This is a genomic window from Paracoccus benzoatiresistens (genome assembly GCF_026913015.1).
Taxonomy (GTDB): Bacteria; Pseudomonadota; Alphaproteobacteria; order Rhodobacterales; family Rhodobacteraceae; genus Paracoccus; species Paracoccus benzoatiresistens.
On record NZ_JAPTYD010000017.1, the window covers coordinates 31,845 to 56,815 of the forward strand.

22 protein-coding genes and 1 pseudogene are annotated in these 24,971 nt (G+C 67.1%); 19 read left to right on the top strand and 4 right to left on the bottom strand.

The genetic code is table 11. From position 1 onward, the window contains the following. Positions 1-75 precede the first annotated feature (75 nt). Positions 76-1,464, top strand: coding sequence for a hypothetical protein (locus tag OU682_RS12680; protein ID WP_329609802.1), 1,389 nt, complete (start codon positions 76-78; stop codon positions 1,462-1,464). Between the two features lie 421 nt (positions 1,465-1,885). On the opposite strand, the gene OU682_RS12685 is transcribed toward OU682_RS12680, so the two are convergent. Next, a complete protein-coding gene (locus tag OU682_RS12685) occupies positions 1,886-2,281 on the bottom strand; it encodes a VOC family protein (RefSeq protein ID WP_268942499.1) in 396 nt (131 codons plus the stop codon). A gap of 540 nt (positions 2,282-2,821) precedes the next feature. Beyond that, positions 2,822-3,452: pseudogene (locus OU682_RS12690) on the bottom strand (tyrosine-type recombinase/integrase). Between the two features lie 100 nt (positions 3,453-3,552). On the opposite strand from OU682_RS12690, the gene OU682_RS12695 reads away from it, so the two are divergent. Beyond that, complete coding sequence (locus OU682_RS12695; RefSeq protein WP_268942500.1) at positions 3,553-4,002, top strand: nucleotidyltransferase family protein; 450 nt, start codon at positions 3,553-3,555, stop codon at positions 4,000-4,002. 35 nt (positions 4,003-4,037) lie between these two features. Then, on the top strand, positions 4,038-4,340 hold the full coding sequence (locus OU682_RS12700; protein ID WP_268942529.1) for a HepT-like ribonuclease domain-containing protein: 303 nt from the start codon (positions 4,038-4,040) through the stop codon (positions 4,338-4,340). A gap of 413 nt (positions 4,341-4,753) precedes the next feature. Here OU682_RS12700 and OU682_RS12705 read toward each other — a convergent pair whose 3' ends face one another. Together OU682_RS12705 and OU682_RS12710 are read right to left on the bottom strand one after the other, a co-directional pair. After that, on the bottom strand, positions 4,754-6,808 hold the full coding sequence (locus tag OU682_RS12705; RefSeq protein WP_268942501.1) for an ATP-binding protein: 2,055 nt from the start codon (positions 6,806-6,808) through the stop codon (positions 4,754-4,756). Further along, complete coding sequence (locus OU682_RS12710) at positions 6,809-7,090, bottom strand: hypothetical protein (RefSeq protein ID WP_268942502.1); 282 nt, start codon at positions 7,088-7,090, stop codon at positions 6,809-6,811. It abuts the gene before it with no gap. A gap of 543 nt (positions 7,091-7,633) precedes the next feature. Here OU682_RS12710 and OU682_RS12715 point away from each other — a divergent pair. The 16 genes from OU682_RS12715 to OU682_RS12790 are packed head-to-tail and all read left to right on the top strand — an operon-like array spanning position 7,634 to position 24,967. Next, the gene (locus OU682_RS12715; RefSeq protein WP_268942503.1) at positions 7,634-8,248 is read left to right on the top strand and encodes a Pvc16 family protein; all 615 of its coding nucleotides are present in this window, start codon (positions 7,634-7,636) and stop codon (positions 8,246-8,248) included. After that, complete coding sequence (locus tag OU682_RS12720; protein WP_268942504.1) at positions 8,245-8,904, top strand: hypothetical protein; 660 nt, start codon at positions 8,245-8,247, stop codon at positions 8,902-8,904. The genes OU682_RS12715 and OU682_RS12720 overlap by 4 nt, the downstream gene beginning before the upstream one ends. 27 nt (positions 8,905-8,931) lie before the next feature. After that, entirely contained in the window at positions 8,932-11,739 is a 2,808-nt protein-coding gene (locus OU682_RS12725; protein WP_268942506.1) for a phage tail sheath family protein, read from the top strand. A gap of 24 nt (positions 11,740-11,763) precedes the next feature. Continuing rightward, positions 11,764-12,216 (top strand): phage tail protein, encoded by a 453-nt coding sequence (locus OU682_RS12730; protein ID WP_268942507.1) that lies wholly within the window; start codon positions 11,764-11,766, stop codon positions 12,214-12,216. Between the two features lie 13 nt (positions 12,217-12,229). Beyond that, on the top strand, positions 12,230-13,591 hold the full coding sequence (locus tag OU682_RS12735; protein WP_268942508.1) for a phage tail sheath subtilisin-like domain-containing protein: 1,362 nt from the start codon (positions 12,230-12,232) through the stop codon (positions 13,589-13,591). Then, positions 13,591-14,286: a phage tail protein gene (locus OU682_RS12740; protein ID WP_268942509.1), complete on the top strand. Its 696-nt coding sequence runs from the start codon at positions 13,591-13,593 to the stop codon at positions 14,284-14,286. Before OU682_RS12735 ends, OU682_RS12740 begins: the two co-directional genes overlap by 1 nt. A gap of 21 nt (positions 14,287-14,307) precedes the next feature. Next, entirely contained in the window at positions 14,308-14,922 is a 615-nt protein-coding gene (locus OU682_RS12745; RefSeq protein WP_268942510.1) for a CIS tube protein, read from the top strand. A gap of 10 nt (positions 14,923-14,932) precedes the next feature. After that, positions 14,933-15,121 (top strand): hypothetical protein, encoded by a 189-nt coding sequence (locus OU682_RS12750; RefSeq protein WP_268942511.1) that lies wholly within the window; start codon positions 14,933-14,935, stop codon positions 15,119-15,121. 3 nt (positions 15,122-15,124) lie between these two features. Next, a complete protein-coding gene (locus tag OU682_RS12755) occupies positions 15,125-16,396 on the top strand; it encodes a hypothetical protein (RefSeq protein WP_268942512.1) in 1,272 nt (423 codons plus the stop codon). Next, a complete protein-coding gene (locus tag OU682_RS12760; protein ID WP_268942513.1) occupies positions 16,393-16,944 on the top strand; it encodes a phage baseplate assembly protein V in 552 nt (183 codons plus the stop codon). The genes OU682_RS12755 and OU682_RS12760 overlap by 4 nt, the downstream gene beginning before the upstream one ends. 12 nt (positions 16,945-16,956) lie before the next feature. Further along, on the top strand, positions 16,957-17,853 hold the full coding sequence (locus tag OU682_RS12765; protein ID WP_268942514.1) for a DUF2169 family type VI secretion system accessory protein: 897 nt from the start codon (positions 16,957-16,959) through the stop codon (positions 17,851-17,853). 1 nt (position 17,854) lies between these two features. Continuing rightward, positions 17,855-18,244, top strand: coding sequence for a DUF4150 domain-containing protein (locus OU682_RS12770; protein WP_268942515.1), 390 nt, complete (start codon positions 17,855-17,857; stop codon positions 18,242-18,244). A gap of 2 nt (positions 18,245-18,246) precedes the next feature. Next, positions 18,247-18,666: a GPW/gp25 family protein gene (locus tag OU682_RS12775; RefSeq protein ID WP_268942516.1), complete on the top strand. Its 420-nt coding sequence runs from the start codon at positions 18,247-18,249 to the stop codon at positions 18,664-18,666. 3 nt (positions 18,667-18,669) lie between these two features. Further along, the gene (locus tag OU682_RS12780) at positions 18,670-20,946 is read left to right on the top strand and encodes a putative baseplate assembly protein (RefSeq protein WP_268942517.1); all 2,277 of its coding nucleotides are present in this window, start codon (positions 18,670-18,672) and stop codon (positions 20,944-20,946) included. Continuing rightward, the gene (locus tag OU682_RS12785; RefSeq protein ID WP_268942518.1) at positions 20,943-23,672 is read left to right on the top strand and encodes a phage tail protein; all 2,730 of its coding nucleotides are present in this window, start codon (positions 20,943-20,945) and stop codon (positions 23,670-23,672) included. Before OU682_RS12780 ends, OU682_RS12785 begins: the two co-directional genes overlap by 4 nt. Continuing rightward, the gene (locus tag OU682_RS12790; RefSeq protein ID WP_268942519.1) at positions 23,651-24,967 is read left to right on the top strand and encodes a hypothetical protein; all 1,317 of its coding nucleotides are present in this window, start codon (positions 23,651-23,653) and stop codon (positions 24,965-24,967) included. The genes OU682_RS12785 and OU682_RS12790 overlap by 22 nt, the downstream gene beginning before the upstream one ends. The last annotated feature ends 4 nt before the right edge of the window (positions 24,968-24,971 follow it).

A 24,971-nucleotide genomic window follows, 5' to 3' on the forward strand; every position in this document is an offset into this window, starting at 1 on the left:
ATTATCGGGGATGGTCCGATGATCACACGAACAATCCAGACAGACTACCTCGTCGTTGGGGCAGGGGCGATGGGCATGGCGTTCATCGATGCGCTTATCGACAAGGCCGACGTCCATGTGATCCTTGTCGACCGACGCCACTCGGCTGGAGGACACTGGCAAGACTCCTACCCCTTCGTCCGGCTGCACCAGGCGTCGCTGTTCTATGGGGTCGCCTCAACACAATTAGGGACCGGCGCGATCCAGCATGACGGGCCCGAGACCGGGCTGCAGGAGCGGGCCCGCCAGCCGCAGATCCAAGCCTACTATGATGACATTCTGCATCGCCGCTTTCTCGGCTCCGGCCGCGTGATGTTCCTCGGCGGCCACGAGCACCGTGAAGCGGATGGCCGTCAGATCCTCACGTCGCGGGTGTCGGGCGAGACGGTTCAGGTCGACGTGCGACGCCGGGTCGTCGATGCCACGTACCTGTCGCCAACGATCCCGGCGACCACTCCTCCGCCGTTCGGGGTGGCGGAGGATGTTCGCGTTGTGCCGGTCAACGAGCTCACAAGGCTCGGCGCGGCGCCCAGCGAGTTCGTCATTGTCGGTTCCGGCAAGACCGCGACCGATGCGATCGTTTGGCTGTTGATGAACGGCGTGCCGCCCGATCGCATCCTGTGGATCCGTCCGCGCGATCCGTGGATGCTCGATCGGGCCGTAGTGCAGCCGGACCCGGTTGTGGCGTACGACCTTGCGGCGACCATCTTCGAGGCGGCGATCGAGGCACGGTCGCCGAACGAGATGTTCCTCCACCTCGAAGCAGCAGGCGTGATGCTGCGGATCGACCGCGAGGTCATGCCGAGCATGGCCAAGACGCCAACCCTTGGTCGATGGGAACTCGCCCTCCTCCGCACGGTCGATCGCGTCGTCCGGCTCGGGCATGTAAGGCATGTCAGCCGGCGCGAGATCGCACTCGAAAAGGGATCGGTCCCGCTGGCTCCGCACGCCCTCGTCATTCACTGCGCAGGCTCGGGCCTCAGGTACCCTCCGCTGGTTCCCATCTGGGGGACTGACCGCCTACGGCTTCAGACGATCCGGGCTGGTTTCCCGTGCTTCTGCGCGGCCTTGGCCGGCTACGTGGAAGCCACTCGCGACAACGACTTGGAGCGCAATCGGCTTTGTCCGCCGAATACGCTACCTGACACCCCGTCCAGCTGGGCGGAGATGCAGCTGCGCGGCACTCTTGCGACACGCGCCTATGGCGCCGAGCCGGACATCGCTTCGTGGGCGAACCGATGCGCGCTGAACCCGGCGCGGCTCGACCCGTCACGCGCCGGCGACACTGACGTAACGTCCGCCTCCGCCCGATTGGCTGCTGTCTCGAAACAAGGTGTTGCACGCATGGCTGAACTTGCTGGCATGTCACCGGCGGTTGCTGTCCAAGGACCCTCTGCAACAAAAAGATCAAGACATGAGTGGTAAGTGGGCGTCGAGCTGTCCTCTGGCTCATCTCTGATGGCCTGAGGATCCGCAGGTCTTGGCATGGGAAGGCGAGCTTCGCTCCCGTATCCAACATGCCGCACCGCCAACCCCAGTCGGGGTCGCATCATCGGTGCAGATTATGTTCTGGTATCGAAGACGTTCGTGGCCCTTGCGCTTGATCTCGCGTCGTACTTGCGGCAAGGATCCGCGGGCGACATCCCGACCTCTTCGGTCTTTCCTTGGGCATTTCTGCTCGCCGTGGCTCAGTGCGCCAGCCATCTCAGCCTTCGGCTACTAGGACCTGTTCAAAGGGGCCGCCCTGTTCCCGGCTCCGATAACTTTCACAGGTATGAAGTCATAGGGTTCAGCGGTCTGCCTTCCGCTCAGCGCTTGAAACGCCATGACTTGCGCGACCGGACGTCTAGCCAGAGCGCGTCGGAATATCCTCGTGCAGGCAGAGGATGTTTCCTTCTGGATCGTTGAACCAGGCGGCTTTTTCCGAACCCAGCACGCAAACGTGTTCAACCGTCTTGAACCCCGGCAGGTCGTAGTCGGCGAACACCACACCACGGCCTTCGAGCTCCCTGATCGAGACGCCGATATCGTCCACCCGAAAGCTCACTGCGGTATGCTCGGCTTTGGTCCCTTCGGGCCTTGGGAACAGAGCAATCTCGGTGCCGCCGCAGCGGTAAACCACCTTTCCGTCATGCCGTTCCTCACCCGCCGGCAACGCCAGCGCCCGCTCGTAGAACTCGCGTGCCCGCGCAAGATCGCGGACCGGCAACATCACTGTAACCTGACTGGCACTGAGTTGCATGACACCCTCCTCGCCGCATACCGGACCCGATCATTCTACGCCCCCATGTGATTCTCGGCCAGCAGCGTCCCGGTTCCTGCATCGCCGACGCTGCCCAGCTCCAAGATGCTGCAGTGAATACGACCGGGCTGCTTCGAGGGGCCACAATACGGCACCAGGAGCTGTACCTCTTGCGGCTATGTGCCGGGCTGTACTCGTGGTCCTCAAGAGGGCGTCAACGACCGACACCAGGGGCCGCGCACGGTGGCACAGTGCGCCAGGCTCGACCAGCGGCTATGGGGCGGCTCTCCGCTATATACGCGAAAGCTGCAACCGTGCCACTGCCCGCCTGAATGTCTCTGATGGGCTCAAAGCCCTCAAAGCACAACTGCGTGTCTTGGATTAATGGCTGCTTCGTCCCGCATCGCTGCCGCCATCCTGCACCGGCTTGCTGCAACGAACATGAATGGCCGGTGTGGGGAAGCTGCAGCACAGCACAATGCTTAGCGTCACTGGCGGCTTTGGGCCGGCCGGCAGGAAACCTGTCGGGCGGCTTCCGGACTACAGATCTATCCCTTCCGACAGCGTCAGCGCATCGTCGAGGTCGACGCCGAGGTATCTAACAGTGCTGTCCATCTTAGTATGACCCAGCAGAAGCTGAACCGCCCTCAGGTTGCCCGTCTTCTTGTAGATCTGCGCCACCTTTGTCCGGCGCATCGAATGCGTGCCATAGGCTCGGCTCGAGACCTATCGACGCGACCCATTCGTGCAGGATGCGCGCATATTGGCGCGTCGACAGATGCGCACTGTGGTGGAGACGGCTGGGCCAGAGATACTCCAGCCCAAGCATCTCCGGATCGGCGATCCAGCATTCAAGCGATTGGCGTGTCGTTTCGGTGATCTCGAAGCGCACCGGCTTGCCCGTCTTGCTCTGGGTGACCGAGGCGCGCTCCTTCACCCTTCCGGCGGCGAAAACGTCCCGGACCTTCAGGCAGACCAAGTCGCAGCCTCGGAGCTTGCTGTCGACAGCCATGTTGAACAACGCCAGGTCGCGCCGGTTGTCCGCCATCTCCAGGCGAACCCGGATCGACCAGACATGTTTCGGCAGCAGCGGGCGTTTCTGGCCGATAATGCGCCCCTTGTTCCAGGCAGGACGTTCAGGCCGGAGCGCAGGAAGAAAATCGATGGACATGGTGTTACCTCCTGTCCTCCAACCCCACCCTGACCTCGGATGATCCGACAAGCTCAATGGTATCACAGATGTTCGCGCCGCTTCGCGCAGCCTTACGGCGATGCGGCATGGCGATCGTGGCAACCTGAAAAAGTCGTTCATGCTACTCGCAGCGAACAAAGAGCCTGACGACCTGATGCCTTTCGATGGTGTGATCGCGGATTGGCTGTTGCCACAAGATTGCCTATATTGGTCGGAGGAGAACCTTGCGATGCGAAGCCAGACGCCATCCCAAGCCCTGCAATACGGGCGCAACCTCATCCGTGAACTTGCGGTCCGGCATCGCACGGCCAATCCCCGGGTGTTCGGTTCTGTTCTGACAGGTAGGGACCGAGCAGACAGCGACCTGGATGTGCTAGTCGAACCTCTGCCGGAAACCACGCTCTTCGATCTTGGGGGCTTGCAAGATGCGCTGGAAGAGGCACTTGGCGTTCGGGTCGATGTGAAGACCCCGATGGACCTGCCTCCGCATATCCGTGCGGAAGTCCTGCGGCAGGCGCTTCCGGTTTGAGAGCAGACAATCGGCTTCCAGACTACATCTTGCAGATGGTGACAGCAGCGGCCGATGCCCTCACTTTTACGGAGGGCATGGCCGAAGACGATTTCCTGACTGATCTTCGGACGCAGCGCGCCGTGGTGATGAGCCTGATGATCGTTGGAGAGGCCGCGAGCCGGATCCTATCGGATCACCCCGACTTTGCGAATGCAAAGACTGCGATCCCATGGCGTGGGATCCGTGCGATGCGTAATCGCATCGCCCATGGGTATTTCGACATCGACCTACATGTTGTCTGGACCACAGTGCAGACTGAACTGCCCGCGCTAATCAAGCATCTAGCTCAGCCATAATCTGGCCTCAGCAGCCAAAGGAGCGTTGGTCACGAAAACTGCCCCACCACCGAAGCCAGCAGCGTTGGTGGGCGGGAAGCGGTCGGCAGCGGTGCAGCATCGCGTTCGCAGCAATTCCTTCGACGCGGACATTTGTTTTAATTAAGGACTGTTGCCGGCAAGGCCGCTTTGGCTCTGAGCCGTTTCGCCGAGGGTTGCGCCAAGCTGGCTGGCGCCTTGCATCGAGAATGAGGGAGGGACCAACTGCAGAATAGCATCTTCCTCGGGTCCGTTGCCCACAAGACGACGGTTCCGCTGCGGTTGCGTAGTGTGACCACTATCCGCTCCAGTGACATGGCAGCAGGTCGCTGACCTTGGTGATCTTGTAGTCTGGGCGGGCGAGGGCGTCGGCGGACTTGCGCCGGATATGGAGCTCAACGGCCCGCAAAGCGCGAGCGCCCAGTTTCGTCCGCCGCAAGATGCTGCCAAGGGCCAAGTCGCGTCCGGTCCGGCAGTCGGCCGATCTTGGCAAGTTCGCGCCACAGGCCCCTGACACAGTGCCGCATGGCCAGCATCGCCCCTTCCCCGGCAGCCAGCAGGTGCGCCGTGTAGATCGCATTCCTGATCTCACCGCCGACCAGTTCAAAGGCATCCGACAGAATAGCGGTGTCGATGTCGTCGGACCGCGCCCCCGGCAAGGGCAGAAGCCGGTCCCAGATCCGTCGGCGCTCGGGCGGGCCCGGAGGGGTGAATTCAGCCCGGACGCGGATGCGCCGCAGAAAGGCGTCGTCCATGTTGCCGACCAGATTGGTCGCCAGGATCGCCAGCCCCTCAAAGCTTTCCAGCCGCTGCAATAGGAAGTCGATGGTGATGTTGGCATAGCGGTCGTGACTGTCACGAAGCTCGGTGCGCTTGCCGAAGCAGGCATCGGCCTCGTCGAAGAACAGCGCGACGCGCGACCGTTCGGCCTCGTCGAAAAGCGCGGCCAGGCGTTTCTCGCTTTCGCCAATGAACTTGTCGATTACCCGGCTAAGGTCGATGCGGTAAAGCGCATAGTCCACCTCGCCCGCGACGATTTGCGCCGCCATCGTCTTGCCAGTGCCGGGCGGCCCGCTGAACAGGCAGGCAAGGCCGTGGCCCACCTTGAGCGCGCCGCCCGGTCCGTCTTGCGCAAACAGCCGGCTGCCGTGTCGCGCCCAGGCAATGGCAAGGTCCAGTTCGGCCTCGGTCTCCCGGCGCAGCACAATGTCCTCGCGGCGGAAGGTGCAGGTCATTCGCTGTGCCGAACCATTGAACTGGGCGGTCCTGAGCTGGTCGCAGGCGTTCAGCAGGTCATCGCCGTCAGGGACTTTCCGGCCCTGTATCCGCGCCGATGTCACGGCCAGCCGCAGCGCCCGCCCAATCCCGGCGCGGCCAAAGGCAAACCGCTCGGCAATGCGGGCATGATCTTCCGGGACAACGGAGGGGATGGCCTGGCGCCAAAGCTCGGCGCGTTCCGCCACGCCGCTGCGCGGCACGTCGATCGGGATGGCCGCCCGGTCAAAACGCGCGGCCACCGTCGCAAAGGTTCCGGCCGGGGCGATGACGATCACCGGACCGTCAAGGCCGCGCAGGACTGCGCCCGGCCTTGCCCCCTCCGCGTCCTGCGGGTCGCCCAGGATGGCTGTGGCATCGTTCATGCGGACCGTCCTGCGGAAGGCCACCTGACGCTCTGGCTCGGCCAGATCAGCAAGCGGCGCTTCCACGGCGACCGGCCGCAGCGCCACCGCGACCCGGCGGGCGATATCGCGGCGCCCGCTGTCGACGGCTCCGGTCACGATGATGAAGGGCGCGCCCGGCCCCTCGTGCAGCGCCAGCATCCGGATCAGCGCCGCGACGCGATCCGCAATCGCCGGCGGCAGCGGGCAGCTGCGGTCCTCGTCGCCCAGGATGCGCAACGGCAGCGCGGAAGCCCCCCGCAGGCCCAGAACCTCTGCCGCCACGTCCGCCGGCACCGCCAGTTCGCGCGTGACCAGCGGCCCGTCACCCTTCAGGGCAACCAAGCCGAAATCGACAATCGGCGCATCGGGCCGAAGCCGGGCAAGGAAATCCGCCGGCTCAAGCCCCAGGGCGGCAAGCTGGCCCAGCACCATCCGCCGCGACGGCCCCGGCTCGCCCATTACGGCGATCAGCCGCGCCGCCTCGGGCCTCGCCTCGACCAGCGCGGCGGCAAGAAGCAGGTCGCGCTCAGGCTCGTCCAGGCCGAAGGCTGCGGAAACGCGGTCAAGGCCCGGCAGATGCGGCCTGGCCGATGCGCGCCTGCGGGCCTGCCCGCCGGCGGCACGGTCAAGCGCCGCAGCCCGTTCGGGCGGCAGGGTCGTGCGGCCGGACGACAGGACGCGCGCGGCAAGCCAGCCGTCAAGTTCGGAAAAGGCCGTGGGCAACGCCGCGGCCGTATCGGGCGGCAGGACCGGGCGGCTTGCGCCGAATGCGCGCGGCGCGCGGAACATCTAGGACACCTCGGGCGGCGGATCGCGGCGCAGGCAGGCGCGGATCGTTGCGGTTGATACGTCCTCTATCTTCATCTGCACTTTTCCCGCCCTCAGCACCCAAAGCCTGTCGCCCCGGCGCGGGACCACGACGAACAGATCCGCGCGTACCGCTGGCAGGGCCTGCGGATCGGGGACATCCATGCAGACCAGGACAGCATCGAACGGACCTTCCGAGGGCAGACGCACCACTTCGGCGTCGGAAACTTCGGCTATTGCGCTTTCGATGATCGACCTGAGCATCGTAGGCGCCGCGGCGAGGTCCATACCGAGTCGCACTGACAGCCCTTTCCGCAAGCGTATGGGTCCGATCCTAGCGCGCAAAGGCGCGGCGAAAACGTCCGCGAGGGTTCATTCCGGGGGAACGAAGACCCAGACCGCAGGCCCCGGCCAGGATCAGCGGCCGCGATCGGCTTGCGCCGATCCCGTGCCGGAACGCGTGCGGGGGATACAAATCCGGTCAGCGCTGTCTTTTCCTGATCGCGGCGTATCAGGGCTAGGGTTCCGATGGCGCAACCCTGGTGACGGGATCTGGATGCCATTCGTCCTGCGATCCAGATCGCATGCCGATCCGGGATCCAGGCCCGCCCGACAACTCCCTTGCCCGAAAACCGCACGCCGCCTGTGTGGCAAGCCGGAATTCTGCCCTGGACCGTTTTTGAACCATCGCCGACTTTGCCCGGACCCTGTCCCGTCAGGCAGCATGACTGGGGCAAACGGGCATCGAACGCGTCGGAGGAATCGTCTTGTTGGCAGACCGAAGCATCCAGCATCAAGGCAGGCGCCATGGCTGACTGGCGGGTCATCGAGAATACCGGACAGACGCTGGCCGAGCTGCTGGACCGCCATATCGCGGCGCTTGGCATTCCCAATGTCGGCGTCGGCGTGGTCACGCCGGCGGCCTTCGCCTCGCTTGCCAATACGGCCGATCCGTTCGTCTCGCTGTTCCTGTACCAGATCGGCGGCAATGCCGAGATGCGTGGCAATCCGCGCCGTATCCTGGCCGACGGAACGCTGGGCCGCCAGCCGCTGCCGCTGGAACTTTGCTATCTTGTCACCGCCTGGGGAGTGCGCGCCACCGATGATGTCATCGGCGACCTGCCTGCCACGCGAGACGAGGCGCGGCTGATGGGCGCGATCCTCCAGGCCTTCTACGACAATGCCGAACTTGCGCCTGGCAGCCTGTTCGAGGCCCCCGGCCTGCCGGTCTGGTCCCCCGACGACGGGCTTCAGATCGTTATGGAAACGCTGCCCATCGACGGGCATTACCGCATCTGGGATGCGGCGGAACTGGGCTATCGGCTGTCGCTGGTCTATCGCGTCCGCGTCGCCGCGCTGGAACCGACCGAAGCGCCGCGTGCGGCGCCGGTCGCCGAAGCGGTGCTGGAGACGATGCCATGACGGTCAGCCATGCCCTTTCGCTTGCCGTGCGCTTTGTAGATCATTTCTCGGGGCGGCCGGTGCCGCAGGAACTGCCCGTGCGGCTGTCGGAAACCCTTGCCCGCCCCGCCCTGCGTCCTGATGGCAGCGGCGCGCGCCAGACCGATGGCAGCTATCGTTTTCTTGGCGCGTCGCCGGGCACCCGGCGCATCCTGTGGCGCCATCCCTTCCAGCGCAGCCAGTCCGGCTGGATCCGCTGGGATCCCGCCGACCCCGAGGTGACGCTGCCGCTGGCCGTCCCGGCGCAGGTGATCGACCATGACCTTTGGCCGACCGCTGACGCCCAGGTGGCGCCCGGCACGACCGGGGTGCGCGGCAAGCTGCGGGGCGCGGGTGGTGCCGGCCTTGAAATCCGCATCGCGCTTCAGGGCCAGCCCTTCGATCGCATGACCCGCAGCGGCCAGGCGGGCGAGTTCCTGTTCCTGCCGCCCGGTGCGCTTCCGCTTGATGCGGGGGGACGGGTGCCCCTGACCATCGAGGCGCGCATTCCCGGCGGCGCGGTCCGCCCGATCCTGTCGGGCAGCTTCCTGCCTGCCTCCGCAGGGGCGCCCTTTGCCGGGCAGGACTTCACGATCCTTGCGCAAACGGTGGCGCGGGTGACCTTCCAGTTGGCCTAGCGAAGCCACAGCCAAGGAGACGAGACGATGCCCGAATATCTCCGCCCCGGCGTCTTCATCCAGGAGACCTCGTTCCGCGGCAAGCCAATCCAGGGGGTCAGCACCTCGACCGCGGGATTTGTCGGCGCCGCCCGCAGCGGCCCGGAAGGCAAGCCGACCTTTGTGGGCAGCTATGGCCAGTTCCGCAGGCTGTTCGGCGACCCGATCACGTCGCCTGCCGGACTGGGCGATTACCTGGGCCACGCGGTCAGGGCCTTCTTCGAGAACGGCGGCAGCCGCTGCTATGTCGTCCGCACCCTTGGCCCCGGCGCCGCGGCGGCGGAACGGGTGATGGACCGGGGCACGATCTTCCGGCTGGCGCGCGGCGTCACCGTCCGCGGCCCGACCGACACGCTGCGCCTGAACACGCTGCGCCAGGTCGCGCCCGGGACGGTGCTGCGCGTCCTGACCCGGCCCACGGCAACCGGCGCCTTCACTGAACGGCTGTCCTCCCCGGTCGTGTCGATCAACCCGCTGGACAATTCGGTGGTGCTGGCCAATCCCGTCGCGGCCGGCATCACCTTCGAGCCTGACAACACCCGGATCGAGATCCTGGGCGCCGCGCCCGTCGCGGATGGCGGCCCGGTCATCCGCGCCCGCCATCGCGGCAATGACGGCAACCGCCTGTCGGTCGAGTTCCGGCCCCGCGACAGGGCGCCGGTGGCGCTGGCAGCCTCGGGCGGGCGGCGCGTCGATCCGGCGATCCCGCTTGCCGCGGATGCCAATGCGGGCGACACGACACTCAGCTTCACGCCGGCGGCGATGCAGAACCTTCGGACCGGCGACCAGATCACCGTCGGGGCCGAGGCGCTGACGGTCACGGCCATCGCCGACGGCAATGTCGAATTCACGACCACCAGCGGCGCGGCCGGGCAGGACCATTCAGGCGGCGCCACCACGATCGAACTGATCGCGCGCGGCGGCAATCCCCTGGGGACGGCGCTGGCCCTGGGCGCGGCTCCGGCGGCCTTCGCCATCGACATGACGGGCGGCCCCGGTCCTTTCGGCCCGGCGGCGATCCCGCACGATCTGGCCATGATGTTGCAGATGGGCGACGAGATCCGCGTCACCTCGGGCGGCAACGCGACCGACGTCACCCTGTCGCAGGTCAGGACCGCGCAGGACATCGCGCCGGGCGCCCATGTCACCGTCGGCACCGCGCTTGCCGCCGCAGCCCCGACCGCCACGCCCACCCGGCTTGTCGCCACCGCGCCGGGCGCGGGCCTGTTCAGCCGCATCTATGTCAACGATGTGTCGGGCCTTGCCGCGCCGAACCGTGCGGGCGGCTTCGAAAGGATCGCCGTGCAGAACGCCGCGGGCTTCGCCAATGCCGAGGTGGTGCTGGTCGATCCGACACACAGCGCGCTGTGGCTCAGCGAAGCGGCGGGGAATTTCCCGGCGGGCGGGGTCGACGCGACGAACTGGGCCAGTTTCGAAGGGCTGCAAGCGGCCGCGAATGGCGATGACACGCTGTCCGTCGCCTCGACCGCCAGCTTCTATACCGGCGCCAAGGTCGAGCTGGACACCGGCGCGGCCAAGATCGAGGCGACGGTGGCAGCCATCGACAGCGGCGCGCGGACCATCACGCTGGCCGCGCCGCTGAACCTGGCCGCGCCCCTGGATCTTGACCCCGATCCCGCGCAGCGCAACATCTTCCTGCGCGTGCACGAGATCGACGTCGTCGTCTGGCAGGCCGATGCCGAATCCGGCGTACCCGTCCTGGCCGAGACCTTCGAAGGGCTGACCTGGAACAGCGACACCACGACCGATGCCGGGCTGAAGTATTTCGCCGACCGGCTGAACGACCCCGAGGTCGGGTCGAAGCTGATCGAGGTCGCTACCCCGGTGGCCGGGGCCGGTCCCGACTTTGCCAATGCCCCCGCGACCGCCGACGGATTCCCCAAGCCGCTCTGGAACGGCGACAATGGCGCCGCGATCACCGACCTGTCGCTGATCGGCGAGGATCTTGGCCCGAACCGACGCACCGGCATCGAGGCGCTGGCGGAACGCGACGACATCTCGATGGTCGCCGCGCCGGGCGTCACGGTCGAGACGGTGCAGGCCGCCCTGATCAGCCATTGCGAGCGGCTCAAATACCGTGTCGCGGTTCTGGACGCGCCGGTGGATGCCCTGGATGTCGTCTCGATCCAGGCGCACCGCAACAACTATGACAGCAAGTATGCCGCATACTATGCGCCCTGGCTGCGCGCGCTGAACACCGCGAATGGCCGGATCGAAAGCTTTCCGCCCTCCGGCTATGCCATGGGCATCTATGCCCGCACCGACAACGCGGTCGGCGTCCACAAGGCCCCCGCGAACGAGGTGGTGCGCAACATCGTCGATGTCGCCCTGCCCCTGACCGCCGCTGAACAAGAGGTGCTGAACCCCGTCGGCGTCAACCTGATCCGCGACCTGACCCCGCGCGGCATCCGGATGTGGGGCGCCCGCACGATCAGTTCGGACCAGGAATGGAAATACCTGAATTTCCGCAGGCTGTTCATCTATGTCGAACATTCGATCGACCTCGGCACGCAATGGGTGGTGTTCGAGCCCAATTCCGAGGCGCTGTGGGAACGGGTGACGCAGTCGATCACCTCGTTCCTGATCGGCGTCTGGAAATCCGGCGCGCTGATGGGAACGACGCCCGAGGAAGGGTTCTTCGTGACCTGCGACCGTTCGACCATGTCGCAGGACGACATCGATAACGGCCGCCTGGTCTGCGAGATCGGCCTGGCCCCCGTCGCCCCGGCCGAATTCGTCATCTTCAGGATCGGCCAGTTCACCGCATCCACGTAAGGCCCAGCAACCGGAGACTGAACCATGGCAACGCCAAGGCCGAACCCCTATTCCAACTTCAACTTCATCGTCGAGATCGACAACGAGGAAGTCGTGGGCTTTTCCGAGATCAGCGGCCTCGACAGCGAAACGGTGCCGATCGAATATCGGGAAGGCTCGGACCCGACCTCGGCGATGCGCCAGCTGGCGGGGACCGAGAAGTATTCGCCCGTCATCTTCAAGCGCGGCATCACCGGAACCCTTTACCTGTGGAACTGGCGCAAGGAGGCGCGCGACGGCGGGACCACCTTCCCGCCGACCAAGACGGTCGTCATCAAGCTGCTGAACGAAAAGCACGACCGGAACGCCCCGGCGATGACCTGGACCCTGACCAATGCCTGGCCGACCAAGATCACCGGCCCGACGCTCAGCGCCAAGGGCAACGAATTCGCGGTCGAGCAGGTCGACATCGTCCACGACCGCCTGGACATCTCGTAAGGGGACGCAGGCGATGGCGCAGTCCTATCAGATCCCCGGCATCTACAGCCGCCCCCGATCGCGGGCCGAGGGATTTCCGCGCGTGCGGACCGACGTGGCGGGCTTCGTAGGCATCGCCGGACCGCGCCATGTGGGCGAGGCCTGCGCCGTGGACGACTGGCAGGGCTATGTCGCGACCTTCCGCACCGACGAACGCGGCGGCGCCATCCCGCCCCCGGCTGGCGCGATGCTAGACAAGGCCGTGCGCGACTATTTCGCTAATGGCGGGCGGCGGCTATGGATCGTGAACGTCGCGCTATCGGTCGATGCGCTGCCCCCGCAGCAGCTTCTGAACCGGATGCTGGGCATCGACACTCTGGCGGCCTGGCACGGGCTGGAGCTTCTGCTGCGCCAGCCCGAGGTGGCCCTGGTCGCGCTTCCCGACCTTGATGGCGAAGCCGTGGTCGAGGATGACCGTTACGAGCCGCCGGGCGGCACGGGCGATCCCTGTTTCTGCCGCTGCGACTGCCGCGCGCCGTCAGGCGTGCCCGTGGCGCACCGCGCCGTCACCGCCACTGGATACAGGCGCGTCATTCCCGAAGACGACATGCTGTGGGCGCAGCAATATGTCCTGGCGCGTCTGGAACGCGAACGCTGGCGCTGGTTCGCCATCTTCGCCCCGCCCGCCGGCATGACCGTGGCCCGCGTCATCGACTGGCGCGAACGGCTGACCCGGGCCACCGGCGGATCCGACCTTGGGGCGCTTTACTGGCCCTGGCTGCGCGTGCAGGACAGCCCGGGTGCGCCCGAGGAACTGCGCTCGCCCGTGGGCGCGGTCGCCGGCGTCTTTGCTGCAACCGACCTGGCCGAGGGCGCGCATGTCGCCCCCGCGAACCGGACCCTGACGGGAGTTGTCGGGCTGGAAACCACGGTCGGCGACCGCGAGAACGCCCGCGCCTACGACGCAGGCATCAACCTGCTGCGCGGCTTCGCGGGACAGGGCACCCTGGTCTGGGGGGCGCGGACGCTGCTGTGGCAGGGTCCGTCCGACGCCGCCGATCCGCTGTCCTTCATCAACGCCCGCCGCTGCCTTTCGGCCATCGCGCGCACCTGCGAGGTCGTCGGCCAGCCAATGGTGTTCGAACCGAACAGCCCGCTTCTGCGGATCCGGATGCACCAGCTGATGGTCGATTACCTGCTGCGGGTCTTCGCCTCGGGCGCGCTCAAGGGCGACCTGCCCGAGGAAGGCTTCTTCGTCCAAGTCAACTCGGTCGAGGAAAGCCCCGAAGGGCATGTTGAATGCACGATCGGCCTGGCCTTGGCCCAGCCGGCCGAGTTCATCGAATTCCGCATTGGCCGCGACGGCGGCGTCATCGAAAGGGCGGAGGCTGCCTGATGGTCGATTTCCCGCTTTTCCAGCCGGTCCTGAAGATCAACTTCATGGTCACCATGTGGGACACGCCGGACTCGAACGGCGGCGGCGCCGGCGGCGTCCTGAGCAGCGTGGGTTCGGCGGTCCTTTCGGCCGCGACCCAGTTCGTCGCGGGCGGCTTCAAGTCGATCGAGGGGCTGGAAGCCGTCAACACGGTTACGCCCTATTACCAGGGCGGCCAGAACGACACCGAGCTGCGGTTCTTCGAGCGCGCCACCTATTCCAGGATCGTGATGAAGCGCGGCGTGACCTTCAACACCGACCTGTGGGACTGGCACCACCAGGTCATCACCGGCAGGCGCAAGACCCGCAAAAGCGGCACCATTATCCTGATGGACACCCGCAAGCTGTTCGACATTCCCGGCGTCGGCGGCGCCGTACCCGGCATGTTCTTCCCGGTCGCGGGCTGGACCTTCCACAACGCGCTACCCGCCAAGCTCAGCGGTCCGGCGCTGGACGCGGCCGACGGGCGCGGGCCGGGCGCGGTCGCGATCGAGACGGCGGAACTGCACGCCGAAAAGATCGAACGGCTTTCGCTGGCGCTGATCCCCGGCGTGGCCGACCTGAACTCGGTGCTGTCCGGGCTGGTGGGCCTGGCCGGGGGTGCTGCACTGGCGGGCAGCGCGGCGGGGGCCGCGGCCGCCGTGGGCGGGCTGTAGGGGGGCGTGATGGGACTTGTCATGGCCACCCTCGTCAATGCCTCGGACGCCAAGGACAAGGGCGTGCCGGTCATGTTCAACCCGACCGACCTGACGGTGACGACGAACATCCTTTACCCCGAAATCTCGGTGCCGGGCCTGCAGATACCGCTTCTGCAATTCGTGCGCGGCGAATCGAAGACGCTGGAGGTCGAGCTTTTCCTGGACCGCACCAATTCGGGCGAGTCGCTGAAGGACGACCTGAACAAGCTGCGCAAATACGTCGCCATCGACAGCGACCTGCACGCCCCCCCGGTCTGCACCTTCGCCTGGGGCAAGGAAACCTCGTTCACCGGGGTGATGGTCGAGTTCAAGGAAAAGTTCGGCATCTTCGACAGCGAGGGCAAGATCCTGCGCGCCCGCGTGACGATCAAGTTGAAGGCCTATGAGGATGCCAACGCCCAGTACAAGCGGATCAACAAGCAGTCGCCGGATCGCAGCAAGACGCGCGTCACGCGGCAGGGCGACCGTTACGACCTGATCGCGTCCGAGGAATACGGCGACGCCTCGCTGTGGCCGCTGATCGCCAGCGCCAACAACGACGACCGGCCCCGGCTTCTGGCCCCCGGCACCACGCTTTCGATCCCGGCCCTGTAAGGAGGATGTGATGGCACAGACACAGGTTGACAGCATGGTCACCGAGATCACCTTCGAGCCGGTGGTGATCACCGCCACCCCGCCCGGCCAGCCTGGCGGCGCCGATGACATCGCCCGCCTGCGCGAAATCCTGCGGCCGCTGATCACCGATCTGCTGGTCGAGGAATACGATACCGTCCGCCGGATCATGGGGGGCTGAGGGATGGACGGCGATTTCGCCACGCTTCTGGATGGCAAGCGGCCCGGAACGTCGCTGCACGCGCCGCAGGTGCGCATCGTCACCGACAAGGGCGAACCGCTGACGGTGGACGGCAACCCGATCTCGCCCGACATCGCCAGTTCAGTCGTGACGCTGCCCGCGTCCGGCACGGCGGTGGTCGATATTGTGCTGAACAACCAGCGCAACGACAAGGCCAACCCGAACCGGCCCGTCGCCCCGTCCTGGCGCTACAACGCGCTGAAGGAGGTTTCCTTCGGCAAGGTCTTCCGTGTCGATTACCGCTATGGGCAGGATCCTTGGACGCCGATGATCCTGGCCCGCATCACCGGGGTCGATTTCAGCTTCCCCTCGGCCGCCTGCGCGCAGGTCACGCTGAAGGGCGAGGATTTCTCCTCACTGCTCAAGGTCAAGCCGCAAGAGCCCATGATCTACATGGAGGATCACGAGACCTTCATTGTCCAGAGCGAGCTGGGCGACGGCGCCCCCGACCTCAAGATGGCGCCCCTGCCGGAATCGCCCTTTTCTGAAACGATCTCGCTGACCCGGCCGACCGACAAGACGCGGCTTCAGTTCATCGCCGAACTGGCCGAGCGGATGGATTTTGAGACCTTCGTGGCCTTCAACGACGACACGCCCATCAGGCAGACCAGGGCGGTCGAACGCCCCGTGGCGTTCCATTTCGAACCGGCCCGTTCGGCGACCCTGGGGTCCGTGGTGACGCTTGTCTGGGGCCGCGACCTGATCGACTTCAAGCCCGCCTTCAGCGTCTGGGACATTCCGACCGAAGCGACGGCATCGGGCAACGTTCCCCGCGACCGCGGCGCGATAGATGAAACAGTCTCCTATGACACCAACCGCGTGCTTGTCGTTAACGACCTGCACAGCGCGCCGGGTGGCAAGGCGCCGGTGGACGCGGTCAAGGCGCGCAACGAATTCTTTGACGCCCGGCCCGCCGTCAACCCGATCAGCGTCAAGGTCGAGAACCTTGACACCGAACGCGCGCGGCTGGCAGCGGCAGCGGCGATGCGCAAGGGGATCCGCGCCTTCCTGACGGCCGAGTTCTCGACCCTCGGCCTGACCACGATCCGGCCCGGCATCCATGTCGATCTCAAGGGTCTTTATGCGCCCTTCGACGGCATCTGGTATGTCACCCAGACCGTCCACACGCTGAACGCCGCCGGATACATCACCAAGACATCGCTGCGCCGTCCCGGGATGCTTGACCCCGCCGGCTATCCGGGGGGTGCGGCATGACCGGGGGACGGCACAGCATTTTTTCGGCGGTTCACGACCATGCCGCGATGCGGACTGGCCAGATCCGCGGCATCCGCCTGGCCGAGGTCGATGACATCACCGACAAGGGCTATATCCTGAAATGGCTCAGCGGCAATGTCCGGTCGAAAAGCGCGCCGGCCCGCGCCGCCAGCTTCATGGCGGGCAAGGAACGCGGCGCCTATTTCCCCTTCGAGAAGGGCGACGAGGTCGTCGTGGGCTTTGTCGACAATGACGAGGATTACCCCGTGATCCTCGGCGCGCTCTGGTCCTCGCAGGATCCGCCGCCGCCGGATGCGGATACGTCGTCCGAAAACAACACCCGCACCATCGTGTCGCGCGGGGGGCACGAGCTGACCTTCGACGATACCCGGAACGCGGGCAAGGTGCTGCTGAAGACCAGGGGCGGCATCCAGATCCTGATGGATGACGCAGCGAAAAGCCTGACCATCAAGCTGGACGACACGAACAGCATCGTCATCGACACCTCGGGCGTGACCGTGAAGGGCGCGGTCATCAACCTCAACTGACAGGAGCGACGCATGATCATCCAGGCCGCTGATACTGCCCTTCCGCACATGTTCCTGCGCGGTTTCCGCGCGCCGGTCGGGTCCAGGGCTGCGCATGTCCCGGGCGATCCGGCCGATCCGGCGGACGACAGGACGACGTTCGAGGAAGTCGGCACCTTCGTCGCGCGGTCTAGGCTGTCCTTTGCCGGTGCCGCGCTGGATCCGGGCGAGGTGGCGACCGAGGACAAGCCCTATGACGGGGCACCGGCCGCCGGGCCGTTCCGCCATGAATCCGACATCCCGGTCTGGAAGCCGGCCCCCGATGTCATCGTGGTCGATACGATCACCGCGATTGCCGCCGTGGTGAACGATCCCGCCCTCGCGCCGCTGCCGCCCCCGCCCTACAGCGATGCGCTGGCGGCCGATATCGACGCCGTGCTGGTCGCGGCCCCCTTCGGCACGGTTCAGATCGACCGCGGCGCCGGTTTCGGCCCGGCCCTGCCACTGAACTTCGGCTGGCTGTCGCGCGGCACAGCCCCGCGCCTGGCGCTGGCCGGGGACGCCGTGACGAACGATCCCTGGCAGTTGAACAAGTTCAAGGCAGACCAGTTCAAGCTGCCCTCGGGCTATGACAACGCCTTCCAGAATGGCCGCCCGCTTGCCGGGCAGCAGGGCTTCGCCCCCGGCGACCGGCTGCGGTTCACCGATACCACCCCGGCCGGACCGGATGTCGTGACCACCGTCACCATTCCTGCGGCCCCGGTGCTGGCCGTCACGCAGGACGGGGCGCCGCTGGATCCGCCGCTGGCCCTGACGCCGCTGGCCGACACCGTTGTCATGGACCGGGGCGCGCAGGAATTCCTGATCCTCTGGCGCGCGACCTTCCCCTGGGACGCGCGCTTCGAGACCGCAACGCTGGAGGTAAGCTGACATGGGCAGGCCGATCACCACGACCAAGGGCGGCATCTGCTTCGCCTTCCCGAATGTCTGCATGACGCAGGTCGGACCGGCGACGGTGCCGATCCCCTACCCTTCCATCGGCCAGCTTGCCGACGCGGGCGGGACGTCGAAGGTCAAGGCGGGCGGCAGCAATGTCGTGCGCAAGGCGGATACGATCGGTTCGACCACTGGGGATGCGGCCGGTCAGGCCGGGGTCACGTCCGGGACGGTCGGCGGCAAGGTCGAGTTCGCTTCCTTCTCGGCCACCGTCAAGGCCGAAGGGTCCGAAGTTGTGCGCATGTTCGACCAGACCAGGCAGAATGACGGAAACGCGGTCGGCGTCGTGCTGGGCGGCTTTCCCAGGGTTCTGGTGGGGGGCTGAGCATGGCACTGGCGGATCCCCGGCTGATCGGACCCCGCCCGCATCTGGGCGTCGGCTGGGCCTTCCCGGTCCGTCCCGTTGGCGGCCGCCTGGGCTATGCGCGCTACGAGGAGGATGTCGAGCAGGCCATCGAGATCATCCTGCGCACCAACCCGGGCGAACGGGTGATGCTGCCCGGTTTCGGCGCCGGGCTGCGCCGGTTCCTGTTCGCGCCGAACAGCGCTGTCACCCACGGCCGGGTGGAACAGGCGGTGCGCAGCGCGCTGATCGACCAGGAGCCGCGCGTCACCGTCGAGCGGGTGACGGCACTTGCCGACGACGCCGAGCCGAACCTGATGCGGATCGAGATCGACTATGTCGTCCGGCGCTCCAACGCCTTCTTCAACCTCGTCTATCCCTTTTACCTGACCGAGGCGGACTGAGCCATGCCGCTGACCCCTCCCGTCGTCGCCGACCTGACCTTCGCCACGGTCGAGCCGATGCTGCGCGAGCGCATCCCGATCGTCGCGCCGGAATGGACCGACCACAACCTGTCCGATCCCGGCATCACGCTGATCCAGCTTTTCGCGCATCTGTCCGAACAGCTGGGCTATCGCCTGAACCGGGTGCCCGAAAAGACCTATGTCGAGTTCCTGCGGCTGGTCGGCGTGACCCTGGCCCCGGCCCGCGCCGCGGAAACCCGCATTGCCTTCACCCTGGCCAAACCCGGCGAGGCGCAGGGCGTGCTGGTCCCGGCGGGCAGCCGGATCAAGGGCAAGGGCCCGGGCGGCGCAGCCCCGGTCTTCGAGACCGACCGCGACCTGGATGTCCTTCCCGCGCAACTGGCCGCCCTGGTGACCGCGCGGGACGAGCTTCTGGACATCAACGGCCCCGGCGACAAGGGCCCGACCGACAAGAACGAAGATCCTGTCGCCTATGTCGATGAACGCTTCTCGTTGGCCTGGGACGGCAAGAAACCCAAGCTGCGGGACATGCCCTTGCAGCCCGTGGGCCTTTTCCTGAGGCCCGAGGAGGAAACGCATCGCGTGCTGTATCTGGGCCTGGCCTTCAACCAGATCCGGTCCGCCGGTTTCCTGGGCGCGCGGGCCAGTCTGCACCTGCAACTGGACGGCGACGAGGAAGCCGACCCGGATTCGCAAGTCAAGGCGGGCGAAACTCCCCTCACCATCGCGAACGCCTTTTCCGAAGGGCCGCCGCTGGTCGGCTATGACTATTACCGCCCGCCCGCGATCGGCGAGGCGGCGGGAAGATGGCAGCCGCTGATCGTCCTGTCGGACGAGACGGATGGCTGGACCCGTTCAGGCACCATCCGCCTTGACGTGCCGGAACGGATCGGCCCGGTGCCGGCGGGCGAATGGGCCGATGTCGAACCCGACATGCCCCATCCCCTGGTCGACCAGATCAAGACGCCGGTCGCGGGCACGCCCGAGGAGGTGCCGGTCAGCGGCTGGATCCGCATCATCTTCGCGCTGCCGCCGAAAATCCGTATCCGCTCGCTGGGCTTCAACACGATGACGGCCAGGAACCTGCAGACCGTCGTCGGCGAACGGCTTGGCCGCGGCACCGGGCTTTCGGCGCAGGCGATGACCCTGACGAATCCCAACCTTGCCCCGCAAAGCCTGCGGCTGGTCAGCCGCGATCCGAACCGATCGCCGGAATACCTGTCCTGGCGGCAGGTGGCCGATTTCGACGATGCCGGGCCGAACGATCCGGTCTATGTGCTGGATGCCGAGGCCGGGCGTGTCCTTTATGGCGACGGATATGCGGGCAGGCCGCCATTCGCGACCGAGGTCATGGTGGCGGAACGCTATCGCCACGGCGGGGGGCCGGACGGCAATGTCGATACCGGCGCGGTCGCGCAGCCCGATGCCCTGCCCGCAGCCCTTGACGGCGCCTTCAACGTCACGCCCGCGCGTGGCGGCCATGCCGCCGAGACCATCGAGGAAGCCAAGCGCCGCGCCCCCGCGGCCTTCCGCCGACGCGGCCGCGCCGTCACCGCCGCGGATTTCCGCGAGGCGACGCTTGAATCGCCCGGTGTCGATGTCGCCCAGGCCGAGGTCGTGGCTCGGCACCTGCCCTATCCGATCGGCCACCAGATCGGCGGGTTTGACGCATCAGGCATCGACTTCGAGACCGTAACGCCGGGCGCGCTGACCGTGATCGCCGTTCCCGACCGCCCCGGCCCCTATCCGATGCCGACCGAGGGCGAGCTGTCCGCCGTCGCCCGCCACCTTGACAGGCTGCGCCTGATCACCACCGAACTGCACGTCACAGGGCCCCAATATCTGCGTCTTTTCGACATGGCGATCACCGTGCGCGCCATGCCGGGCTATTCCGAAACGGTCCTGCGCGAGGCGATCATGGACCGCCTGCGCAAGGGCTTTCACGTCCTGACCGGCGGCACGGACGGAACCGGCTATCCCTTCGGCGCGCCCCTGCATCACGCCGACCTGGTGGCCGAGGTGATGGCGGTGCCGGGCGTGGCGCGGGTCGAAGGGCTGGACGGCCATGCCGACGGCAATACGCCATCGGGCGCCGCGCGGCCCCTTTCCTGGCGCGTGGAGCGGCGCGAGAAGGTGCGCATCACCAATTGCCCGCGCCCCGATGTCGAAACCGACACCGACCGCATCGTGCTGATGCCCGACGAATGTGTCTTCGTCGATCCCGACGGGCTGCTTGTCACCGTGGTGGGGGCGCCATGACCGCATCCCCTCTTGCCCGCCGGTTGCGCCCCGGTCTTGATCCGAACGGCAGCTTCTGGGCCGTGCTGCGCTATCCGCAGGACTGGGCGGGGGCCCGGGGCCAGGGCGCGGCCTGGGATCCCGCGCGCGGCGGACTGGCGCTTGCGCCGCTGGCACGGCCTGAACTGGCCGCCGACTGGCTGCCCCTCGCCCCGGTGATGGGGCCGGACGGCTGTCTTTACCGCGCCGACCCGGAAACCGGGCATGTCCTGCGCAAGGGGCCCTGCGACGACGGCTTCGGCCCGGTTCTTGGCCTCGGCGGCGAGGGCGCGTCCCCGGGGCGCTTCCGCGCCCCGGCAGGCGTGGCCTTCGACGCGCAGGGTAGGCTTTATGTCGCCGATGCGGGCAATGCGCGGGTGCAGGTCATCGACCCGAAATCGGGCGCGGTCATCGCGATCCTTGACGATGGATTGCGGCTTCCGACCCTGGCCGCCATCGCCCCGGACGGCACGGTCTATGTCACGGACGCGGGCACGGGGATGATCCACGTCTTTTCCCGGCGCTTCCGGCCCTGCGGCGCGCTGTCCCTCGCCACCCTGCATCCGGCGATGGGCGCGCCCTGCGCCGCCGAACCGCCACCCCGGCCGCTTGCGCTGACGATCCTTTCCGATGGCACGCTTGCCGTTTTCGACCCGATGCGTCCGATGCTGTGGCACATGGACCGCGACGGAACCCCGCTTCCGGCGCTCGGCTGGTTCGACGAGGCCGGGTTGCCGGCCGGCTGGTCGCCCACGCCGCGCCGCAATGTGGCCCAGGCTGAACTGGTCATTGGCCCGATCGACGGCGGCATCCACGACCTTGCCTGGCACCGGATCGAGATCGACGCCGACACGCCCCCCGGCACCACAATCGAGGTGCAGACCTTCGCCGCGAACGATGCGGATGCGCACCTGCGTGCCTGGGCGCCCGAACGGCCGATCCCGATGCCGCGTGCCCTGGCGGACGGGCGGGCCAAGGCGTTCGACCGGCTGGTCCTGTCTGATCAGACGCTCTGGCCCTTGTGGCGGCTTGGCCGGATGGTTCGCGACCGGCCGGTCATCGCCAGTTTTGCGGGCGCCGGGCGTGTCAACGCGCGTACCCTGACCCTGCCCCGCGCCACGGCGGCGCGGCTGCGGGCGGGCGACATCCTGCGCATGACAGCGCACGCAGGCGGGGACGCATCGGCCGAGATCGCCGCCATCGCCCCCGCCGACTGGACCGTCGCGGCCACCGGCAGCCCTGCCCTTTTTGCCGCGCCGCCCGTTCTCGCGCTTATCGAACGCGACGGGGTCGCCCTTCCCTATGGTCCGCTAGACCTGTCGTTCCTTTTCCCCGCCCCGCCCGCCCTGGAGCCGTCGCGCACCGACGGCAAGCCCGGCGAGCTTGCGCTTCCGCCCGAGCTTGCCGCGATCCTGGGCGCAGGGGATGTCATTGAGGCGCGGGACGGCCAGACCCGCGCCCGGATCGAACTGATCGAGCCGCTGGACGAGGATCTGGACGTCACGCTGACCGCGCCCGTCGCCGGCGATTTCTCGACCGCGGCCGTCACCCTTGAGACCACGCCCGGCCGCCTGATCCTGCGCGAAAGCCTGCCCAGCGACGGTCCGCTGCCGCCGGGCGCCACGGTCTCGGTCATCTCGGACGACGGGGCAACGACCGTCGCCGCCGCCTGGACTGACGCCGCGACCGGCACCCTGTTTCTGGCCGGGCAGATGACCGGCGCGGTCACTCCGGCCAACTGGACCAATGCGATCGTCCCGGAACCCGTGGCAACGGACCGGGGCCGTTACCTGTGGCTCCGCCTCAGGATGGTTGGCCGCGGCCTGCCGCCGCCGGGCCGGGTCGGGCCGCCCGTCACGGCGACCGCGACGCCGGTGATCCGCTCGCTTCGCGTCACCGCACCGCGCTATAGCCTGCTTGACTGGCTGCCGCCCCTTTTCGCCCGGCGTGACCCGCTGGCCGAACCGCCGGGAGGCAACTTCCTGGAACGCTTCCTGTCGCTCTTCGAGGACCAGTTCACCGAGGCCGAGGCCGCCTTCGAAAGCATCTCGCGCCTGATGAACCCGCGCGCCGCCGATATCGGCTGGCTGGCCTTCATCGCAGGCTGGCTTGACCTTGCCTTCGACCCTTCCTGGCCGATGGAACGCCGTCGGCGGCTTGTCATCGAGGGCGCGGACCTTCAGGCCGCACGGGGCACGCCTGCCGCGCTGCGCCGCTATCTGGAAATCTATACCGGCCACGCCGTCGGCATTGTCGAGGACTTTCGCAACCGCCCGCCCGAACCGATCCAGCTTGGCGCGCGCGGGGCGCTTGGCGTGGCGCCGCTGGGCCACGCGCTGGCCCGCCCGCTGGCGCACCGCTTCTCGGTCAGCGTCACCTTGCCGGGCCGCGCGAACCGCCGGACTGAGCTTTCGGCGGTCCGCAAGATCATCGATGACATGAAGCCCGCCCATACCGAATACACGCTCGGAACCATCGGCCTGGGCGCGCAGCGCATCGGCATGGGATCGACCGTCGGCGCCATCGTCATCCCTGGCCCGTGCCGGGCAAGACCCTGCATCTGTGACCCCGACGCACTGCCCGGCGATCGTCCGCAGCCCGGCAACTTGGCCGGGGGCGGCTTTCGGCTGGGCGGCATGCTGGGCGGGGGGGCGCGTGACCGAATACCGACCGCAAGGAGGCGCACATGTCCAAGTGGCGTGACCTGAACCTGATGAAGGATTGCCGCGAGGCGCGTTGCGACCTGCCCGGCGGCTTCTTCCGCGTGAACTATTTCCATGGCAAGGAAATGCGGCTTGCCGATTATGTCGATGAACAGCGGTACCACGCCGGCAAGATGCGCTTTCACAACGGCAGGCTGCACGGCGCGGGCATCCTGTGCGGGCTGAAGCTGTCGGTCCTGGAACCGGAAGGCACGCTTCTGCGCGTCGGCCGGGGCGCCGCCCTTGATGCCTGCGGGCGCGAGATCGTGGTCGGGTTCGACCAATGCGTCGATGTCGCCGCCTGGTTCCGCCAGCAGGCCTACAAGTTCCGCGACCAGGACAACAACCCCTGCAAGCCGGACGAGACGAACCGCGTCAGGCTGTGCGTCGTTATGCGTTACGCCGAATGCGGCGGTGCGCCCGAACCCGTACCGCCGGACCCCTGCGGCGGCCATGATGACAGCGATTGCGGCTGCGTCTGCGGCGGGTCCGGATCCTGCGGCGGCGCCGATCCCTGCGGCCAGCAGGCCGAGTTCGGCCGCACCACCGAGGAATTCGAGCTGCGCCTGATGTTCGCCGACGAGGCGAAGGCGCTGACCCGGCACCGCCTGTTCCCGACGCAGGAGGCGATCGAAAGCGCCATCGCCAATGCCGGCGGCGCGACCGGCCTTCTGGCCGCGCTGACCCCGCCGATCCGCGAACACTGCCGTTGCGATGACAGCGAATGGCTGAACCTCGGCTGCTTCCACGTCACCGTCAAGGCCGACCATCCGGACGAGGTCACGGCCATCGAGGACATCGACCATGGCTGCGCCTCGCAAGTGCTGCTGTCGACCGAGGTCATCCAGCATCTTCTGGCCGGCATCTTCGCCGAGGTCGATCCCGACATCGGCGGACCCGAGATCACCTCGATCACCTTCCGCAAGCTGGACGACCAACGCCACCAATTCGCCCTGCACCTGAACTGCAGGATCGACGCCCGGACCCTGGACGAGGAGGCCAGCTTCGGCCTGCGCCAGTTGACCAGGCAAGGCTGGCTGCATCCGGCTGGCGAGGCGGTCAAGGCAACCTATTCCGAGAAGATCGTGGGCGAGGCCAACCATGACGGGCCGGTGATCTATATCGCGGTCGCCAGCGGCTTCCTGGTCGCGGGCGGCCGCTACCAGATCTTCGCGCATGAGGATGCCGATCCGGTGGTGGATCCGCTTCTGCGCCGCCTGCGCCCCCGCCATTTCTCATGGCGCTTCTGCCTCGGGAAGGAAAACGGCGGCGACCTGACCATGCATCCAGTGGGAGCGTGACGCC

Excerpts from the sequence above, each read along its gene's own strand:
- OU682_RS12715 (WP_268942503.1), top strand. The coding sequence starts at position 7,634 with ATGGCTGACTGGCGGGTCATCGAGAATACCGGACAGACGCTGGCCGAG.
- OU682_RS12770 (WP_268942515.1), top strand. The coding sequence starts at position 17,855 with ATGGGCAGGCCGATCACCACGACCAAGGGCGGCATCTGCTTCGCCTTC.
- OU682_RS12710 (WP_268942502.1), bottom strand. The coding sequence starts at position 7,090 with ATGCTCAGGTCGATCATCGAAAGCGCAATAGCCGAAGTTTCCGACGCC.
- OU682_RS12720 (WP_268942504.1), top strand. The coding sequence starts at position 8,245 with ATGACGGTCAGCCATGCCCTTTCGCTTGCCGTGCGCTTTGTAGATCAT.
- OU682_RS12750 (WP_268942511.1), top strand. The coding sequence starts at position 14,933 with ATGGCACAGACACAGGTTGACAGCATGGTCACCGAGATCACCTTCGAG.
- OU682_RS12790 (WP_268942519.1), top strand. The coding sequence starts at position 23,651 with ATGTCCAAGTGGCGTGACCTGAACCTGATGAAGGATTGCCGCGAGGCG.
- OU682_RS12680 (WP_329609802.1), top strand. The coding sequence starts at position 76 with ATGGCGTTCATCGATGCGCTTATCGACAAGGCCGACGTCCATGTGATC.
- OU682_RS12765 (WP_268942514.1), top strand. The coding sequence starts at position 16,957 with ATGATCATCCAGGCCGCTGATACTGCCCTTCCGCACATGTTCCTGCGC.
- OU682_RS12725 (WP_268942506.1), top strand. The coding sequence starts at position 8,932 with ATGCCCGAATATCTCCGCCCCGGCGTCTTCATCCAGGAGACCTCGTTC.
- OU682_RS12760 (WP_268942513.1), top strand. The coding sequence starts at position 16,393 with ATGACCGGGGGACGGCACAGCATTTTTTCGGCGGTTCACGACCATGCC.
- OU682_RS12700 (WP_268942529.1), top strand. The coding sequence starts at position 4,038 with ATGGTGACAGCAGCGGCCGATGCCCTCACTTTTACGGAGGGCATGGCC.
- OU682_RS12705 (WP_268942501.1), bottom strand. The coding sequence starts at position 6,808 with ATGTTCCGCGCGCCGCGCGCATTCGGCGCAAGCCGCCCGGTCCTGCCG.
- OU682_RS12695 (WP_268942500.1), top strand. The coding sequence starts at position 3,553 with ATGCGGCATGGCGATCGTGGCAACCTGAAAAAGTCGTTCATGCTACTC.
- OU682_RS12745 (WP_268942510.1), top strand. The coding sequence starts at position 14,308 with ATGGCCACCCTCGTCAATGCCTCGGACGCCAAGGACAAGGGCGTGCCG.
- OU682_RS12740 (WP_268942509.1), top strand. The coding sequence starts at position 13,591 with ATGGTCGATTTCCCGCTTTTCCAGCCGGTCCTGAAGATCAACTTCATG.
- OU682_RS12780 (WP_268942517.1), top strand. The coding sequence starts at position 18,670 with ATGCCGCTGACCCCTCCCGTCGTCGCCGACCTGACCTTCGCCACGGTC.
- OU682_RS12735 (WP_268942508.1), top strand. The coding sequence starts at position 12,230 with ATGGCGCAGTCCTATCAGATCCCCGGCATCTACAGCCGCCCCCGATCG.
- OU682_RS12685 (WP_268942499.1), bottom strand. The coding sequence starts at position 2,281 with ATGCAACTCAGTGCCAGTCAGGTTACAGTGATGTTGCCGGTCCGCGAT.
- OU682_RS12755 (WP_268942512.1), top strand. The coding sequence starts at position 15,125 with ATGGACGGCGATTTCGCCACGCTTCTGGATGGCAAGCGGCCCGGAACG.
- OU682_RS12775 (WP_268942516.1), top strand. The coding sequence starts at position 18,247 with ATGGCACTGGCGGATCCCCGGCTGATCGGACCCCGCCCGCATCTGGGC.
- OU682_RS12730 (WP_268942507.1), top strand. The coding sequence starts at position 11,764 with ATGGCAACGCCAAGGCCGAACCCCTATTCCAACTTCAACTTCATCGTC.
- OU682_RS12785 (WP_268942518.1), top strand. The coding sequence starts at position 20,943 with ATGACCGCATCCCCTCTTGCCCGCCGGTTGCGCCCCGGTCTTGATCCG.